The sequence below is a fragment of the Micromonospora sp. CNZ295 genome, assembly GCF_004217535.1.
Map to the genome: position 1 here is coordinate 2,664,471 of NZ_SHKZ01000001.1, position 16,892 is coordinate 2,681,362.

14 protein-coding genes and 1 pseudogene are annotated in these 16,892 nt (G+C 73.3%); 11 read left to right on the plus strand and 4 right to left on the minus strand.

All coding sequences use genetic code 11. The features are described from left to right. Positions 1-181: 181 nt before the first annotated feature. Genes EV376_RS12645 through EV376_RS12655 form a run of 3 tightly spaced genes read left to right on the plus strand, consistent with a single transcriptional unit; the run spans position 182 to position 3,545 of the window. Complete coding sequence (locus EV376_RS12645; RefSeq protein WP_130322922.1) at positions 182-1,537, plus strand: hemolysin family protein; 1,356 nt, start codon at positions 182-184, stop codon at positions 1,535-1,537. Continuing rightward, the gene (locus EV376_RS12650) at positions 1,534-2,598 is read left to right on the plus strand and encodes a hemolysin family protein (protein WP_130322924.1); all 1,065 of its coding nucleotides are present in this window, start codon (positions 1,534-1,536) and stop codon (positions 2,596-2,598) included. The genes EV376_RS12645 and EV376_RS12650 overlap by 4 nt, the downstream gene beginning before the upstream one ends. 23 nt (positions 2,599-2,621) lie before the next feature. Then, positions 2,622-3,545, plus strand: coding sequence for a sporulation protein (locus tag EV376_RS12655; RefSeq protein ID WP_130322926.1), 924 nt, complete (start codon positions 2,622-2,624; stop codon positions 3,543-3,545). Between the two features lie 8 nt (positions 3,546-3,553). On the opposite strand, the gene leuE is transcribed toward EV376_RS12655, so the two are convergent. Together leuE and EV376_RS12665 are read right to left on the minus strand one after the other, a co-directional pair. Then, the gene (gene leuE, locus EV376_RS12660; protein WP_130328635.1) at positions 3,554-4,222 is read right to left on the minus strand and encodes a leucine efflux protein LeuE; all 669 of its coding nucleotides are present in this window, start codon (positions 4,220-4,222) and stop codon (positions 3,554-3,556) included. Further along, positions 4,222-5,463 (minus strand): bifunctional pyridoxamine 5'-phosphate oxidase family protein/GNAT family N-acetyltransferase, encoded by a 1,242-nt coding sequence (locus EV376_RS12665; protein ID WP_130322928.1) that lies wholly within the window; start codon positions 5,461-5,463, stop codon positions 4,222-4,224. The genes leuE and EV376_RS12665 overlap by 1 nt, the downstream gene beginning before the upstream one ends. A gap of 38 nt (positions 5,464-5,501) precedes the next feature. Between EV376_RS12665 and EV376_RS12670 the strand changes: the two genes are divergently transcribed. The 8 genes and pseudogenes from EV376_RS12670 to rny all read left to right on the plus strand — a co-directional run bounded on the left by EV376_RS12670 (position 5,502) and on the right by rny (position 15,123). Next, positions 5,502-6,842, plus strand: a complete 1,341-nt coding sequence (locus EV376_RS12670; protein WP_130322930.1) for an aminotransferase class I/II-fold pyridoxal phosphate-dependent enzyme — start codon at positions 5,502-5,504, stop codon at positions 6,840-6,842. A gap of 244 nt (positions 6,843-7,086) precedes the next feature. Continuing rightward, the gene (locus tag EV376_RS12675; RefSeq protein WP_130322932.1) at positions 7,087-7,788 is read left to right on the plus strand and encodes a UdgX family uracil-DNA binding protein; all 702 of its coding nucleotides are present in this window, start codon (positions 7,087-7,089) and stop codon (positions 7,786-7,788) included. Positions 7,789-7,849: 61 nt separating this feature from the next. After that, entirely contained in the window at positions 7,850-8,989 is a 1,140-nt protein-coding gene (locus EV376_RS12680; protein WP_130322934.1) for an acyl-CoA dehydrogenase family protein, read from the plus strand. Between the two features lie 69 nt (positions 8,990-9,058). Continuing rightward, positions 9,059-10,415, plus strand: a pseudogene (locus tag EV376_RS12685) (MFS transporter). Further along, positions 10,406-10,606 carry a DUF3046 domain-containing protein gene (locus EV376_RS12690; protein WP_130322938.1) on the plus strand — a complete coding sequence of 67 codons (201 nt, stop codon included), beginning with the start codon at positions 10,406-10,408 and terminating at the stop codon, positions 10,604-10,606. The pseudogene EV376_RS12685 and the gene EV376_RS12690 overlap by 10 nt, the downstream one beginning before the upstream one ends. Positions 10,607-10,793: 187 nt before the next feature. Continuing rightward, positions 10,794-11,840 carry a recombinase RecA gene (recA, locus tag EV376_RS12695; RefSeq protein ID WP_130322940.1) on the plus strand — a complete coding sequence of 349 codons (1,047 nt, stop codon included), beginning with the start codon at positions 10,794-10,796 and terminating at the stop codon, positions 11,838-11,840. 10 nt (positions 11,841-11,850) lie between these two features. Next, the gene (locus tag EV376_RS12700; protein WP_130322942.1) at positions 11,851-12,531 is read left to right on the plus strand and encodes a regulatory protein RecX; all 681 of its coding nucleotides are present in this window, start codon (positions 11,851-11,853) and stop codon (positions 12,529-12,531) included. Between the two features lie 825 nt (positions 12,532-13,356). Continuing rightward, a complete protein-coding gene (gene rny, locus EV376_RS12705) occupies positions 13,357-15,123 on the plus strand; it encodes a ribonuclease Y (protein ID WP_130322944.1) in 1,767 nt (588 codons plus the stop codon). Positions 15,124-15,181: 58 nt separating this feature from the next. On the opposite strand, the gene EV376_RS12710 is transcribed toward rny, so the two are convergent. Both EV376_RS12710 and EV376_RS12715 read right to left on the minus strand, forming a co-directional pair. Next, positions 15,182-16,150 (minus strand): amino acid ABC transporter permease, encoded by a 969-nt coding sequence (locus tag EV376_RS12710; protein ID WP_130322946.1) that lies wholly within the window; start codon positions 16,148-16,150, stop codon positions 15,182-15,184. Beyond that, positions 16,147-16,854, minus strand: coding sequence for an amino acid ABC transporter permease (locus EV376_RS12715; protein WP_130322948.1), 708 nt, complete (start codon positions 16,852-16,854; stop codon positions 16,147-16,149). The genes EV376_RS12710 and EV376_RS12715 overlap by 4 nt, the downstream gene beginning before the upstream one ends. Positions 16,855-16,892 lie beyond the last annotated feature (38 nt).

The following is a 16,892-nucleotide window of genomic DNA, read 5'->3' on the forward strand; positions in this document are numbered from 1 at the left end:
CGTTGCGGCGGAAGGGTCCCCGGACCGCCGGGGGCCCTTCCGGCACCTTCAGCGAACCTTCAGCGGATACCGATAAAATGGGCCGCATGATCGACTCGTCTGCCCAGGAGGGCAGCAGTAGTAGGCCGGGTCATACCCGGCACTCCCTGATCCCGACCCGACCGGGAGCCCTGAGCCACCCGTGTTGATCGTCGTCGGGCTTCTCCTCATCATCGTGCTCACCGTGGCCACCGGATACTTCGTGGCCCAGGAGTTCGGCTACGTCGCCGTGGACCGCGGCAAGCTCCGACAGCGCGCCGACGAGGGCGACCGCGCCTCCGCCCGGGCCCTCGAGGTGACCGGCCGGCTGTCGTTCATGCTCTCCGGCGCCCAGCTCGGCATCACCGTCACCGCGCTGCTGGTCGGTTACGTCGCCGAGCCGTACCTCGGTGCCGGCCTCGCCGAGCTGCTCGGCCTGGCCGGGCTGTCGACCTCGGTGAGCCTGCCGCTGTCGGTCTTCCTGGCGCTGGTCATCGCCACCGTCGTGCAGATGGTCATCGGCGAGCTGGCACCCAAGAACCTCGCCATCGCCCGCGCCGAGCCGCTCGCCCGGGCGCTCGCCAGCTCCACCCTGGTCTACCTCAAGGTGGCCGGCCCGCTGATCAAGCTCTTCGACCGCTCCGCCGTCCGGCTGCTGCGCCGCGTCGGCATCGAGCCGATCGAGGAGCTGCCCAGCGGCGCCACCCCGGAGGACCTGGAGCAGATCATCGCCGAGTCACGCCAGGAGGGGCACCTGACCGCGGAGATGTCCACGCTGCTCGACCGCGGGTTGGACTTCCGCCAGCTCACCGCGGGGGAGGCCATGGTCCCCCGGGTCGACGTGCACACCGTGCGCGCCCACGAGCCGGTCAGCCGGATCGTCGAACTGCTGGAGACCGGCCGCTCCCGCTTCCCCGTCCGGGGCGCCGAGGGCGTCGACGACGTCACCGGCGTGATCGGCATCGCCGACGTGCTCCGCGTACCGCTGGAACGCCGCGCCACCACCCCGGTCAGCGCGGTGGCCGTCCCGCCGCTGCTGGTTCCGGAAACCCTGCCGCTGCCCACCGTCCTCGACCGGCTCCGGTCCGGCCACCGGCAGCTGGCCTGCGTGGTCGACGAATACGGCGGCTTCGCCGGCGTGATCACCCTGGAGGACATCGCCGAGGAACTGGTGGGCCCGATCCGCGACGAGGACGACCCGCCGGAGCGGTCACCGACGCGGCAGGACGACGGCTCCTGGGTGGTGCCGGCCCGCTGGCGGATCGACGAGGTCGCCGACAGCACCGGTATCTCGCTGCCCGAGGCCCCGGAGTACGACACGCTCTCCGGCCTGGTCATGCGGGAGCTGGGCCGGGTGCCCGAGGTCGGTGACCGGCTCGAGGTCATCCTGCCGGTGGACGGTGACGAGGCCCCGGTCGGCACGAAGGCCCTGGTCGAGGTGCTCGCCGTCGACCGGCACGTCGCCGACTCGGTCCGGCTCCGGCTGCTGGAGCCCGGCGGCCAGGAGGTGAACGCGTGAGCCCCGGCGTCGCGCTCATCACCTCCGCGGTCCTGCTGGCGCTGAACGGGTTCTTCGTCGCCGCCGAGTTCGCCCTCGTGGCCAGCAAGCGCTACCGCCTGGAGCAGGCCGCGGCCGGCGGCAGCCGGGCCGCCCGGGCCGCACTGGACGGCGTACGGGAGCTGTCGCTCATGCTGGCCGGCGCGCAGCTCGGCATCACCCTGTGCACGCTCGGCCTCGGTGCGCTGGCCGAACCGGCGATCGAGCACCTGCTCAGCCCGCTCCTGCACGCCGTCGGCCTGCCCGCGGCGGCCAGCCACCTGATCGCATTGGTCTTCGCCCTCAGCCTGGTGACGTTCCTGCACCTGGTGGTGGGCGAGATGGCGCCGAAGTCGTGGGCGATCACCGACGCCGAGCGGTCCGCGACCCTCCTGGCGCTGCCGTTCCGGGCCTTCGCCTGGGTCGCCCGGCCGGTGCTGTCGGCGCTGAACGCGCTGGCGAACGGCATCCTCCGGCTGGTCAAGGTCAAACCGCAGGACCAGCTCGCCCAGGTGCACGGCCCGGACGAGCTGCGCATCCTGCTGGAGCAGTCCCGCGAGCACGGCCTCCTCGGCGCCGAGCAGCACGAACTGCTGACCAGCATGCTGGAGCTGCAGGGCACCACGGTGGCCCAGGTGATGGAGCCGTTCGACCAGATGGTCACCGTCCGCCGCGACGCCGGCGCCGGCCACATCGAGCAGGTCAGCCGGGACAGCGGGCGGTCCCGGCTCGCCGTGCTCGACGAGGCCGGTGACGTCTGCGGCCTGGTGCACGTCCGGGAGGCCGTACGCGCCACCGCGACCCGTCCGGCGGCGACGGCCGGCGAGCTGATGACCGCTGCGTTCACGCTGCCCGCGTCCGCCACGGTCACCGAGGCGGTGGCGGCGATGCGCGCCCGGCAGTCGCAGCTGGCGCTGGTCCGCAACGGCGGCGGGCCGGCCCGCCCGATCGGCTTCGTCGCGCTCGAGGATCTCCTGGAGGAGGTCATCGGCGAGTTCGACGACGAGACCGACCCGATTCCGCGGGGACGGCGGTTGCGGTGACCCGGCCCGGGTAAGCGGGCCCGGTGCGGTTGACGGGAGTGTCGCCGGAGTCCGGCTGGACGGGACTGACCGTCCGGACGGCACTGGCCAACCCGAGCACCCGTCCCGGGCTGCGCCTGCCCGGGCGGGTGACGGTCAGCGCCGGCTCGACGGACGTACCGGTGCTGCACGTCCGGCTCGGCCTGGTGACCACGGCCGAGCCGGACGACCCGGACGCTCCCCGCCGCCTCGTGCAGTTCCACCAGGCCCGGGTGGCGGGCGGTTTCGTGCTGCGCGCCGGGCGGGCGCGCAGCATCCCGTTCGAGTTCCCGTTGCCGTGGGAGACCCCGGTGACGACCTTCGGCGGGGTGCCGCTGCTCAGCCTCCGGATGGGCCTGCGGACCGAGGTGGCGATCGAGCCGCAGCTCGACCAGGGCGCGATGGTGCCGGTGTTCGTGCATCCGCTGCCCACCCAGGCGCACATCCTGGCCGCCCTGGACACGCTCGGCTTCACCCTGCGGCAGGCCGGGCTGGTCGACGGCCGGCTGCCCGGCGTGGAGCAGGCACTCCCGCTGCACCAGCGGCTGGGCTACTGGGTCGCGCCGCTGTATGCCGGGCCGATCACCGAACTCGAGGTGACCTTCGTGACCAACTCGGCCGGCCTGGAGGTGCTCCTCTGGTGTGACCGGCGGCTGGCGCTGGCCGGCATCACCCACCAGAGCATCAGCCGGTTCCGGATCTGGCACGCCGACGCCGACCGGCGGGACTGGGTGGCGACGGTGGACGGATGGCTGCGGGAGACGATCAGCCGGCACGCCGCCGCGGCGGCGCACGCCGACTGGTCGGCCACCATCAGCGAGTCCGCCCACGTCAGCCGGCCGCCCGACGAACCCGTCCGGCCCGGCTTCGGGCTCGGTGGCACGGCCGGTGGCGCCGGCGTCGGTGGCGGAGGCGGCGACGGCACCTGACCGCGGGGTCAGCCGCTGACGGTGGCGAGCTTGAGGCTGAAGCCGAGGAAGAGGGCGCCGACCGTGGTCGTCGCTCCGGCGGCGAGCCGCCGGCGCCGACGGAACTGGGCGGCCAGGAACGTACCGGCGAAGATCAGCACGGTCAGGTAGAGCGCGCTGGCCACCTGAGCGAGCAGCCTGAGCAGCAGGAACGACAGCGCCGGCCACGGGTAGCCCGGGTCGACGAACTGGATGAAGAACGAGACGAAGAACAGGATCGCCTTCGGGTTGAGCAGGCTGACCACCAGGGCCTTGCGGAACGGGCTGCGCAGCTGCGCCGGGTCCGCGGCGTCGATGAGCCGCGGCGCGTCCGGGTCGTTGCGCGTGCGCCAGCGCCGCCAGGCCCCGCGCAGCATGCTCACACCCACGTAGCCCAGGTATGCGGCGCCCGCATACTTGATCACCAGGAAGAGCGGCGGGTACGCCTTCAGCAGCGACGCCACCCCGGCGGCCGACAGGAACATCAGCACGCCGTCGCCGACGAACACGCCACCCGCCGCCCGGTAGCCGGCGGCCACCCCGCGCCGCGCGGCGGTGGAGAGCACGAACAGCGAGTTGGGCCCGGGCAGCAGGATGATGGCCACGGTGCCCAGCAGGTACGTCCAGATGTCGGTGATCCCCAGCACGCCGGCCATCATCACGCCGCCGGCACCGCCGGTCGAAGCATTTCCCGCAGCCTGACCTGTGCTCTTGGCCACTCGGACGCGAGCATCGAGTAGAGCACCGACTCCCGCCAGGTGCCGTCGGCCCGACGCCGGTTGGACCGCAGCGTCCCCTCCCGCGTGGCGCCGAGGCGCTCGATGGCGCGCTGCGACCGCTCGTTGCGCGTGCTCGTCTGCCACGTCACCCGGACCGCGCCCAGCTCGTCGAACGCCCGGCCGAGCAGCAGCAGCTTCGCCTCGGTGTTGACGCCGGTGCGCCACCAGGGCCGGCCCAGATGGGTGTAGCCGATCTCGACGGTGTGCAGCTCCTCGTCCGGTTGGTAGTAGGACGTGGTGCCGACCACCGCCCCGGTCGCCGCGCACCGCTGCACCCAGGGCACCCGGGCACCCCGCCGGTGCGCGTCCAGCGCGGCGCGTATCTGGGCCGCCGTGTCGTCGACGGTCACCGGCCGAGCGCTGCCCACGTGCCGCCACACCTCGGGATCGTCGAGGGCGGCGTACAGCTCCTCGGCGTGGGCCACGTCCAGCGGTTCCAGCACCACGTGCTCGCCCCGCAGGACGACCGGCTCCAGCCAGGGCGAGCGGGCCCGTCGCAGATACGCCGGGACGGGGACGCTCACGCCCGCGTCCGGCTCGGGCACGCCGGCGGTCAACCGCAGCGGCACCACACCCGCCCAGTACGGCAGGTCGAGGTCGGACTCCTCGTCCCGGACGCCACCGGTGCGGGACCGCACCGAGACCTCCCGCAGCGGCAGCGCCAGGACGGCGGTCTCGGCCAGCTCGCGACGGGTCGGCGGGCGGCTCTCCGCACTGCGCCCCCGGCCCACCTTCTCCATCAGCGCGGTCAGCACCCGGGCCTTCTCGTCCGCTCCGGTGACCAGGTGGGCGGTGCCGTGCGCAACCACCGACCGGTAGTTGGCGCTGTGGTGGAACTGGGAGCGGGCGTAGACCAGGCCGTCGAGCAGGGTCACGGCCACGCAGACGGAAAGCCCCCCGCCCCGGGCCGCGAGCAGCGGCCGCCCGCCGGTCGACCCGTGCAGGTAGAGCGTGTCGCCGATGCGGACGTGCAGGGTCGGCAGCACGCGCGGCTCCCCGTCGACGGTGAACGCGAGCGCGCAGTCGTACGCCTCGTCGAGCACGGCGTGCGCGGACTCCCGGTCGTAGCTCATCCGGTCCCGCGAGCGGCTGGCGGTGGTGCGGGGGGTCGGTGCGTACATGTGACATCCCGCCTTTGTGCTAGTACAATCCCCGAACTGTGTCAGTACGTTATCAGATCACCGGGGTCACCTCGGCGGCGATTTCGGCGAGCGTGGAATCCGGCATCCGCTCGGGCGCCCTCGCCCCGGGCGACGCGCTGCCCGCGGTCCGCGCGCTCGCCGGCGAGCTGGCGGTCAGCCCGGCCACCGTCGCCCGGGCGTACCAGGAGCTGCGCCGGCGGGGGCTGGTCGTCACCGCCGGGCGGCACGGCACCCGCGTCCGGCCCCGCCCGCCGGTCGCGGGCGGCCGGTCGGCCCTGCTGCCGCCGCCGGCTCCCGGCGTCCGCGACCTCGCGCTCGGCCAGCCTGATCCCCGGCTGCTGCCGCCCCTCGGTCCGCACCTGGCTGCGCTCGCCGAGCGGATCGGCCCGCCGGTCGGGTACGCGAGCCGGGCCGTCCTGCCCGACCTGGCGGACGCCGCCCGGCAGCGGTTGGCCGCGGACGGGGTGCCGCCCGGGGAGCTCACCGTCACCGCCGGTGCCCTGGACGGCATCGAGCGCCTGCTCGGCGCCCACCTGCGCCCGGGCGACGCCGTCGCGGTGGAGGACCCGGGCTGGGCCAACCTGCTCGACCTGGTGGCCGCGCTCGGGCTGCGCCCGATCGGTGTGCCGGTGGACGACGACGGGCCCACCGCGGCCGGCGTCGAGGCCGCCCTCGCCCTCGGCGCCCGGGCGCTGGTCGTCACGAGCCGCGCGCAGAACCCGACCGGCGCCGCCGTCTCCGCCGCCCGGGCCCGCGCGCTGCGGGCGCTGCTCGCCGACCGGCCCGACCTGCTGCTGATCGAGGACGACCACGCCGCGGAGCTGGCCCGCGTCCCGCTGCACCCCCTCGCCGGGGCGACTCCGAGCTGGGCCTTCCTCCGCAGCGTCAGCAAACCGTACGGGCCCGACCTGCGGCTCGCGGTGCTGGTCGGTGACGAGGCGACGGTGGCCCGGGTGGCCGGCCGGCTGCGCGCCGGCGCCGGCTGGGTGTCCACGGTCCTGCAACGGCTGGTGCTCGGCCTGTGGTCCGATCCGTCCGTCGCCGAGCTGGTCGACCGGGCCGGGGAGAGCTACGAGCGGCGCCGCGCCGGGCTGCTCGCCGAGTTGGCGGCGCGTGGCGTGCCGGCCCGTGGCCGCAGCGGCATCAACATCTGGCTGCCGGTGCACGACGAGACCAGCGTCGTGACCGCGCTGCGCGACGCCGGCTGGGCGGTCGCGCCCGGAGCGCTCTACCGGCTCGGCGCCGGGCCCGCGGTCCGCCTCACGGTCAGTCCGCTCGACGACGACGACCTGGCACCGCTCGCCGACGCGGTGACCCGCGCCCTCCGGCCCGCCGCGACACCGGGCTTCACCGTGTGACCGGCTCCGACCGACGGTCGAAGTGTGTCCGGCGTCCGGGCGGGTAAGCGCCGCGCCGGAGGTGAGCGACCATGGCAGCCAGCGGGTCGAAGCGGGGCGTCTGGATCGCCGTCATCGTGGCGGCGATCGTGCTCGTGATCGTGGTGATCGCCCTGATGTCCGGCGGTGGGGACGGCGGCGGCGGATACTGACGGCGACTCGCCGCACCCGGCATCGTCGCCCCTACGGGTATATAACAGTCCGCATGGCCGAACAGAGCGGGACCGCGCCCGGTGCCCAGCAGTTCATCCCTCCGCAGGCCGACACGCTCGACGAGCTTCGCGCCGCCGCCGCCGGCTGCCGCGGGTGCGAGCTCTACCGGGACGCCTCGCAGACGGTCTTCGGGCGGGGTGACACGAGCGCCCGGGTGGTGTTCGTCGGGGAGCAGCCGGGCGACCTGGAGGACCAGAAGGGGCTGCCGTTCGTCGGCCCGGCGGGCCGGCTGCTGCGCCGAGCGGTCGACGACGCCGCCCTCGACCCCGGCCACATCTACCTCACCAACGCGGTCAAGCACTTCCGCTTCGAACTGCGCGGCAAGCGTCGCATCCACCAGACTCCGGACCGCGTCCACATCACCGCCTGCCGGCCCTGGCTGGTCGCCGAGTTCGCCCAGCTCCGGCCGGAGATCGTGGTGGTGCTCGGCGCGACCGCCGCGAAGGCCCTGCTCGGGCCGGCGTTCCGGGTCACCCGGCAGCGGGGCGAGCTGCTGCCGTGGCCGGCGTCGGCCCAGCACCCGGAGGACTTCCAGCGCGTCCCGGTGGACTCGAAGGGCACGGTCGCCGACGCTCCCGAGGCCCGCCTGCTGGCCACCATCCACCCGTCGGCGGTGCTGCGCGCCGACGACCAGGACAAGGCGTACGAGGGGCTGGTCGCCGACCTGACCGTCGCCGCCCGCGCCCTCGGCTGACCCGGCCCCGGCGGGCGGACCCCCCTGGGCAGGGCCGGCGGGCGGTGCCACACTGGCCGCCATGGAGCAGCATCTGTACGAGCGGGACCACGAGGAGTTCCGCGACCTGTGCCGGGAGTTCCTGGCCCGCGAGGCGGTCCCCCACCACGAGCGCTGGGAGGCCGAGGGCATCGTCGACCGCGAGGTGTGGCGCAAGGCCGGCGCCGCGGGGCTGCTCGGCATGGACGTCGACCCGGAGTACGGCGGCGGCGGTCAGCAGGACTTCCGGTTCAACGCGGTGCTGGTCGAGGAGATCGTCGCCGCGGGTTGCTCCGGGCTCGGGTTCGGCCTGCACAACGACGTCGTGGCGCCGTACCTCACCGAGCTGACCACCGACGACCAGCGCAAGCGTTGGCTGCCCGGCTTCTGCTCCGGCGACCTGGTCACCGCCATCGCGATGAGCGAGCCCGGCGCCGGCTCCGACCTGGCCGGTGTCCGCACCAGCGCGGTCCGCGACGGCGACACCCTCGTGCTCAACGGCCAGAAGACGTTCATCACCAACGGGGAGATGGCGGACCTGGTCGTGGTGGTGGCCCGCACCGCGGACCAGGGCGCGCACGGGGTGAGCCTGATCGCCGTGGAGACCGGTACCCCCGGGTTCGGCCGGGGCCGCCGGCTGGCGAAGGTCGGCCTCAAGGCCAACGACACGGCGGAGCTCTTCTTCGACGACTGCCGGGTGCCGGCGGAGAACCTGATCGGCACCGAGAACCACGGCTTCTACCACCTGATGGCGAACCTGCCCCGGGAACGCCTCAGCATCGCGGTCGCCGCGGTGGCCGCCGCGGAGAAGCTGCTCGCCCTCACCCTCGACTACGCGCGCAGCCGCGAGGCGTTCGGCCGGCCGATCGGGAAGTTCCAGCACAACCGGTTCCTCCTGGCCGAGCTGGACACCGAGGTCACGATCGCACGGACCTTCGTCAACCACTGCGTCGCCGAGTTCAACGCCGGGCGCCTGTCGGTGACCGACGCGGCGAAGGCCAAGTGGTGGACCACCGAGCTGCAGAACCGGGTCGCCGACCGCTGCGTGCAGCTGCACGGCGGCTACGGGTTCATGCTGGAGTACCCGGTCGCGAAGGCCTGGCTGGACGGTCGCGTACAGACGATCTACGGCGGCACCACCGAGATCATGAAGGAGATCATCGGCCGGGGGCTCGGCCTCTAGCGAAAACTCGCTGCCGGCGCTCCGGTCCGGTGCGCGAGGATGAGCTCCTCAACCTCGGGGGAGGCGCCGATGACCACGGACCTGACCGCACCCGCCCGCACCGGGCCCGACGTCGCGCCGATCCAGCGGCGTACCCTGCGCCTGCTGTTCGGCACGCAGATCATCGGCGGTATCGGCGTCACCATCGGGATCGCGGTCGGTGCGCTGCTCGCCGCCCGGATCGCCGGCACCGCGGTCGCCGGCCTGGCGCAGAGCGCCGCCGTGGTGGGCGGCGCGCTGCTGGCCGTCCCGGTCACCCGGATCATGAACGGGCACGGGCGCCGGCCGGGTCTGGCCATGGCCTACCTGGCCGGCGCGGCCGGCGCGGTGCTGGTGGTGCTCGCGACGGTCAACCGCTCCGTGCCGTTGCTCTTCCTCGGCATGCTGCTCTTCGGCGGCGGCACCGCGGCCAACCTGCAGGCCCGCTACGCAGCGGTGGACCTCGCCGAGCCGGCCCGCCGGGGCCGCCAGCTCTCCCTGATCGTCTGGGCCACGACGATCGGCGCGGTGGCCGCGCCGAACTTCGCCGCGCTCGCCGACCGGGTCACCAGCGGGTGGGGGCTGCCGCCGCTGGCCGGCCCGTTCGCCTTCAGCACCGCTGCCTTCGTGCTCGCCGCCGGCGTACTCCTCGCGCTGCTGCGGCCGGACCCGCTGCTCACCGCGCGCCGGTTGGCGGCGGCCACTCCGGTCACGGCACCCGCCGCGCCGGACGTCACCCCGCCGCCGGGCGCCGTCGTGGCCAAGGCTCCGACCGCCCGGCGCGGCGCCGGGATGCGCGCGGCCTGGCAGGTGGTACGCGGCCGCCCGGCGGCCCGGCTCGGCATCGCCGCGGTGGCGGTGGGCCACGTGGTGATGGTGGCGGTCATGTCGATGACTCCGGTGCGGCTCGGCGAGTCGCACGGCGACGCCGACGTCCTGCGGGTGGTCGGCATCGTGCTGAGCCTGCACATCGCCGGCATGTACGCCCTGTCCCCACTGGTGGGTTGGCTCACCGACCGGTCCGGCCGGCGCACGGTCATCCTCGGCGGCGTCGGGCTGCTGCTCGCCGCGTGCGCCGTCGCCGGCACCGCCGGGCACCACACGCCCCGGCTCTCGATCGGTCTCGTCCTGCTCGGGCTGGGCTGGTCCGGCACGATGGTCGCCGGCTCCACGCTGCTGTCGGAGTCGGTGCCGGCGGCCGTCCGCCCGAGTGTGCAGGGCTTCTCCGACCTGACCATGGGCCTGGCCGGCGCCGGGGCCGCCGCGGTCAGCGGGTTTGTCATGCGGGCGGCCGGTTATCCGGTGCTCACCCTGCTGGCGGCGATCGCGGTGGTGCCGCTGGTGGCGTTAGCGTTGCGTCCGGTGCCCGCCGGGGCGCCCGACGAGGAGGAATGACCAGTGCGGCTGACCGACTTCTGGGCCCGGTTGGAGGAGGCGTTCGGGCCGGCGTACGCGGCCAGCATGGCCAGCGACCAGGTCCTGTCCCAGCTCGGCGGGCGGACGGTCGAGCAGGCCCTCGCCGCGGGTGAGGAGACGCACGTCGTCTGGCGCGCGGTCGTCGCCGCCTATCCCGACCGGGTGCCCGCCCGGCTACGCTGAGCAGCCGTTTCGCCCGCCCCCCCGCGAGTCGCTTGCCTTCTCGTACACCTGTTCGGCTATTGTCCACAGCGGGGTGCTCGTCCACAGCGCGCGGCATGGCCGCTGGTTTTCTGTCGGACCCAGCGCCTAGCGTGTCCGCGTGACGCGAAGCTCAGCAAAGACGCCGGCGAAGGCAGGGGTGGCAACGATGGCGGCAGCGCCTGATCGGGAGAAGGCACTCGACCTTGCTCTCGCTCAGATCGACAAGCAGTTCGGCAAGGGCTCGGTGATGCGGCTCGGCGAGCGCCCGGTGATCCAGACCGCGGTGGTCCCGACCGGCTCCATCGCGCTCGACGTGGCGCTCGGCGTGGGTGGTCTGCCCCGCGGCCGGGTGGTCGAGATCTACGGTCCGGAGTCCAGCGGTAAGACCACGGTGGCGCTGCACGCGGTGGCCAACGCGCAGCGGGCCGGCGGCATCGCCGCCTTCGTCGACGCCGAGCACGCGCTCGACCCGGAGTACGCGAAGGCCCTCGGCGTCGACACCGACGCCCTGCTGGTCTCCCAGCCCGACACCGGCGAGCAGGCGCTGGAGATCGCGGACATGCTGGTCCGCTCCGGCGCGCTCGACATCATCGTCATCGACTCGGTCGCCGCGCTCGTGCCGCGCGCCGAGATCGAGGGCGAGATGGGCGACAGCCACGTGGGTCTGCAGGCCCGGCTGATGAGCCAGGCGCTGCGCAAGATGACCGGTGTGCTCAACCACACCGGCACGACGGCGATCTTCATCAACCAGCTCCGCGAGAAGATCGGCGTCATGTTCGGCTCGCCCGAGACCACCACGGGTGGTCGGGCGTTGAAGTTCTACGCCTCGGTCCGGCTCGACGTGCGCCGCATCGAGAGCCTCAAGGACGGCACCGACGTGGTCGGCAACCGCACCCGGGTCAAGGTCGTGAAGAACAAGGTCGCCGCGCCGTTCAAGCAGGCCGAGTTCGACATCATGTACGGCAAGGGCATCTCCCGTGAGGGCTCGCTGATCGACGTGGGTGTCGAGCAGGCGATCATCCGCAAGTCCGGCGCCTGGTACACCTACGAGGGCGACCAGCTCGGCCAGGGCAAGGAGAAGGCCCGCGAGTTCCTCCGGGAGAACCCGGACGTGGCCGCCGAGATCGAGAAGAAGATCCTGGAGAAGCTCGGCGTCGGGATCGGCGCGGGCGACGCCGCCGGTGGCCCGGAGCTGCCGCCGGTCGACTTCTGATCGAAGACCCGTGGCATCACGACGTGCCCGCACGGGGCGGGGCTGGGACGCCAGCCCGCCCCGCGCGGGTGACGGGGAGCCGCGTCGCGGTCGCCGTGGCCGGGCCGCCGACACCGACGCCGAGGCCACACCACCTCGGGACGAGGCCGAGGTCGCCCGGGAGATCTGCCTGCGTCAGCTCGCCGTGCGTCCGCGTACCCGGGCCGAGCTGGCCGGTGCGCTGGCGAAGCGGGGCATCTCCGCGGAGGTCGCCGCCGAGGTCCTCGACCGCTATGACGAGGTCGGCATCATCGACGATGCCGCCTTCGCGCGTGCCTGGGTGTCCAGCCGGCACGCCGGGCGGGGCCTCGCCCGCCGGGCGCTGGCGACCGAACTGCGCCAGCGCGGGGTCGACGGCGACGTCGCGAAGGCGGCGCTCGGCGAGCTGGATGACGAGACCGAGGCCGAGACCGCCCGGGCCCTGGCGGAGCGGAAGCTGCGCTCGACCCGGGGCGCGCCGGACGCGGTGTTCCGGCGGCTGGTCGGCATGCTGGCCCGGAAGGGCTACCCGCCGGGCGTGGCGATCCGCGCCGTGAAGGACGCCATCGCGGCGCAGAGCGCCGACGCGGCCGAGTTCGCCGAGCAGATCGACGCCGACGCCCTCGCCGACGCCGAGAACGACCTCGACCGCGACAGCCGCCCGTTCGGCTGAGCTTCCCCGCCCGCCGGATCGTGGCCGGCGGGTCAGCGGCGGAAGCGCACCATCACCACGCCCACACCGAGCAGACGGATGCGGGTCCGGGGAACGGATCCGTCGTCCGGGTGGGCGGGCAGGTCCGTCTCGGCCGTGACCGGCCTTCCACCTGTTGGCCTGTCCTTCTTTGTCCCTCGCTGTCCGGCCTTCCGATCAGCGGAAAGTCACGGTCCGTGTTCTCTCCGTTCGGGGGGTTTGATCATGAGTTCTTGACCGGAGCGCCTCCGGAGACCTAGCCTCGCCATAACGGCTCACATTGCCCGACCAACGCAGGCTAAGCGCACAACATAGATCGCGTAACAGAACAGCATCACTTTGGCCGATCCCGTCGGCCTCCGTGTCAGCTCTGGACAGGCCGGTCCCGAGCCGACGCGACAACTGCACCTGGCCGTCGACGATGCCGCCCAGGCACCGCCGGCGGGGAGGGCTACCCACGGCCAGCCGCTCCGGTCGGGCGTCCAGAGCCGCAGGAGCGTGCCCACCGGCACGTGCCTGCGGCGCGACGTTCAGGGGAGGCGCGTCATGGCGAGGTTGCAGGGGCCAGCAGGGAGATCGGAATGAGCGGGCGGGCCGGGGCGCCCGGCGCGCGCCCCTCTCGACCACCAGGCGACCACCGTGCCTGCCGGCACCGGGAGACCCCGGACGGAACGGGCACCTGGCCCGGCCCGACATGCACCGGGGCAGCTGCGCGCGGGGGCGCGGCATGAGCGAGCGCCAGCGAGCGAATCACCGGCTCGGGGCCGTGCTGCCTCAGGGTGGCACGGAGCGCGGCGGAGCGCCGGCATGAGCGGGTTCGACATCGTCCTCCTCGTGGCCGTGCTGCTGCTGACCCTGGTGGTGCTCGGGGCGGTGCTGCTCGGCGTCCGGGTGGTGCGCCGGCTCGGGACGGCGCCGGCACCGGAGGATCCGGCCTTCATCGCCGAGAAGGACCGCCAGGAGCAGTCCCTGGCCGCGCTGCGGTCGGCGGCGGACGAGGCGAACAGCACCATCGACGTGGCGAAGTCCGCCGCCGCGGCGGCGCGCGCCGAGGCGGCCGCCGCCAAGGCCGAGGCGAAGGCCGCCCGGGCGGAGGCGCGGCGGGTGCTCGACGACGCCCGCGCCGAGGCGGACACCATCCTGGAACGGGCGCACAAGCAGGCCGAGGCCGACGCCGAGCAGCTCCGGGCCACCGCGCGGCGCAGCGGTGAGCGGGAGGTCGCCGTCCTCGCGGCGACGACCCGCGAGCAGGCGGCCGAGGTGGAGCGCCGGGCGGCCCGGATGGACGAGCGCGAGCGGCTGCACACCGAGGAGGTGGAGCGGCTAGCCGAACGGGAGCGGCAGTTGAGCGCGGCCGGTGCCGCCCTGGCCGCCCGCGAGTCGACCCTCGCGCAGCGGGAGGAGGACCTGGCGCGGGCGGAGGAGCAGCGCCGCCGCGAGCTGGAACGGGTCGCCGGGCTCACCGCGGACGCGGCCCGTGCCGAGCTGATCGAGGCGATCGAGGCGCAGGCCAAGCGGGAGGCCGCGCTGCTGGTGCGCGACATCGAGGCGGACGCGCGCAGCACCGCCGAGGAGCGCGCCCGGCACGTCGTCGTCGAGGCCATCCAGCGGGTGGCCAGCGAGCAGACCGCGGAGAGCGTGGTCAGCGTGCTGCACCTGCCGGGCGACGAGATGAAGGGCCGGATCATCGGCCGCGAGGGGCGCAACATCCGCGCCTTCGAATCGGTGACCGGAGTCAACCTGATCATCGACGACACCCCCGAGGCGGTGCTGCTGTCCTGCTTCGACCCGGTCCGCCGGGAGGTCGGCCGGCTCACCCTCGAGAAGCTGGTGCTCGACGGCCGGATCCACCCGCACCGGATCGAGGAGGTCTACGACCTCGCGCGGCACGAGGTGGAGCAGCTCTGCCAGCGGGCCGCCGAGGACGCCCTGGTCGAGGTCGGCATCACCGAGATCCACCCGGAGCTGGTCACCCTGCTCGGCCGGCTGCGCTACCGCACGTCGTACGGGCAGAACGTCCTCAAGCACCTCGTCGAGACCGCCCACATCGCCGGGATCATGGCGGCCGAGCTGCGGCTGGACGTCCCGACGATCAAGCGGTGCGCGTTCCTGCACGACATCGGCAAGGCGCTGACCCACGAGGTGGAGGGCAGCCACGCCATCATCGGCGCCGACGTGGCCCGCAAGTACGGCGAGAACGAGGACGTCGTGCACGCCATCGAGGCGCACCACAACGAGGTGCCGCCGCAGACCATCGAGGCGGTCCTCACCCAGGCGTCCGACGCCTGCTCCGGCGGGCGGCCCGGCGCGCGGCGGGAGAGCCTCGAGGCGTACGTGAAGCGCCTGGAGCGGATCGAGGAGATCGCCGCCGGCAAGCTCGGCGTGGAGAAGGTCTTCGCGATGCAGGCCGGCCGGGAGATCCGGGTGATGGTGAAGCCGGACGACGTCGACGACATCGGCGCCGCCGTGCTGGCCCGGGACGTGGCCAAGCAGATCGAGGAGGAGCTGACCTATCCCGGCCAGATCCGGGTGACGGTGGTCCGCGAGTCCCGGGTCACCGAGATCGCCCGCTGACTCCGGTACGACGAAGGGGGGCGCCCGCGGGCGCCCCCCTTCGCACGTCGTCGGTGGCTCAGGCGCCGCCGGTGCCGCCCTCGGCCTGCGAGATGAGGGCGGCGGCCGGGGGCTGCTGGGCCGGGGTGTTCGCGGTCTTGCGGCCTCGGGAGAGCCGGTGCTGCACGTACTGCGCCAGCTTGGACAGCGAGTAGTTCACGACGATGAACAGCACGGCGATGACGGTGTAGACCTGGATCGGGTTGTCCAGCGCGCCGATGATCTGCTTGCCGATGTTGAGGGTCTCCTCGTAGCTGATGATGAAGCCGAGCGAGGTGTCCTTGAGGACGACCACCAGCTGGCTGATCAGCGCCGGCAGCATGATCCGGAACGCCTGCGGGAGCAGGATCATCCGGGTGGTTTGCAGCGGGGAGAGGCCGACCGCCGCGGCGGCCTCGGCCTGCCCGCCGGGGAGGCCCTCCATGCCGGAGCGGAGGATCTCGGCGATCACCACCGAGTTGTAGATGGTGAGGCCGATGACCAGGTACCAGAGCGTGTCGAAGGTGACGCCGAACTCGGGGAAGCCGCGGGCGACGAAGAAGATCGTGATGACCACCGGCAGGCCCCGGAAGACCTCGACGCACACGCGGGTGATGGCCGAGAGCGCCAGGTTCAACGCACGCAGCGGGTACGCCAGGGGCGCGGTGAGCCCGGTGAACCGGCGCCGGCTCAGGCTCTTGAGCTGGATCCGCAGCACCGCCAGCAGCGTGCCGACGATCAGCGAGGTGAGGATGGCGAGCGCGGCCGCCATCAGGGTGTTCTTGAAGCCGACGCCGATGCGTTCCCAGACCAGCGCGAAGTTCTCGTTGCCGGGGTCGACCAGCGGCCCCCACAGCTCCATCGAGAACTGGCCTTTGTCGTCCAGCGGCTTGTAGATCAGGAAGTACGCCCCGACCAGCAGCAGGATCGTGGCGACGATGCTGCCGATGAGGGTGATCCGGCGCTGCCGGGGCCCGGGGACGTCGTAGAGGACGGTCTGCTGGCTCATCGGGCCACCGCCTGCCGCCGCTCGATCCGGTCGAGGAGCGCGCCGAGGGGTACGGTCATGATCAGGTATCCGATCGAGATGCCGATGGCGACCGGGATGAAGGGGTGGCCCTCGGCGGAGGTCAGCTGGTCCGCGGTCTGGGACAGGTCGCCGACGACACCGAAGAAGCCGACCAGCGCCGAGTTCTTGATCATCGCGATGATCACCGAGCCGAGCGGCACGATCGAGGCCTTCCAGGACTGCGGCAGCACCACGTACCGCAGGTTCTGGCTGAACGTCAGGCCGAGCGACCGGCCGGCCTCCGCCTGCCCGGCGGGCACCGCGTTCACGCCGGAGCGAAGCGCCTCGCAGACGAACGCCGCCGTGTAGAGCACCAGGGCGATGAGACCGAAGCGGAAGTACGGCAGGTCGGTGCCGAGCCGCTTGAACACGATGTCCAGCCCGGGGATGCGGAGGAAGTCCGCGTTGGAACCGAGCGCGGGCAGGCCGAACGCGGCGAAGAACATCACCACGGTCAGCGGCATGTTGCGGAAGATGTTGACGTACGCGGTGCCGACCGCCCGCAGCGGCGGCACCGGGGAAATCCGCAGGACCGCCACGACGGCGCCCAGGATGAGGGCGCCGATCGCGGCGAGGAGGCAGATCTGGAGGGTGAGCCAGAAACCACCCGCGAAGACGTCGAACTTGTCGATGAGCACACTCACGGGTCGGACTTCCTCCCCACCCTCCAGATCAGCCGGTC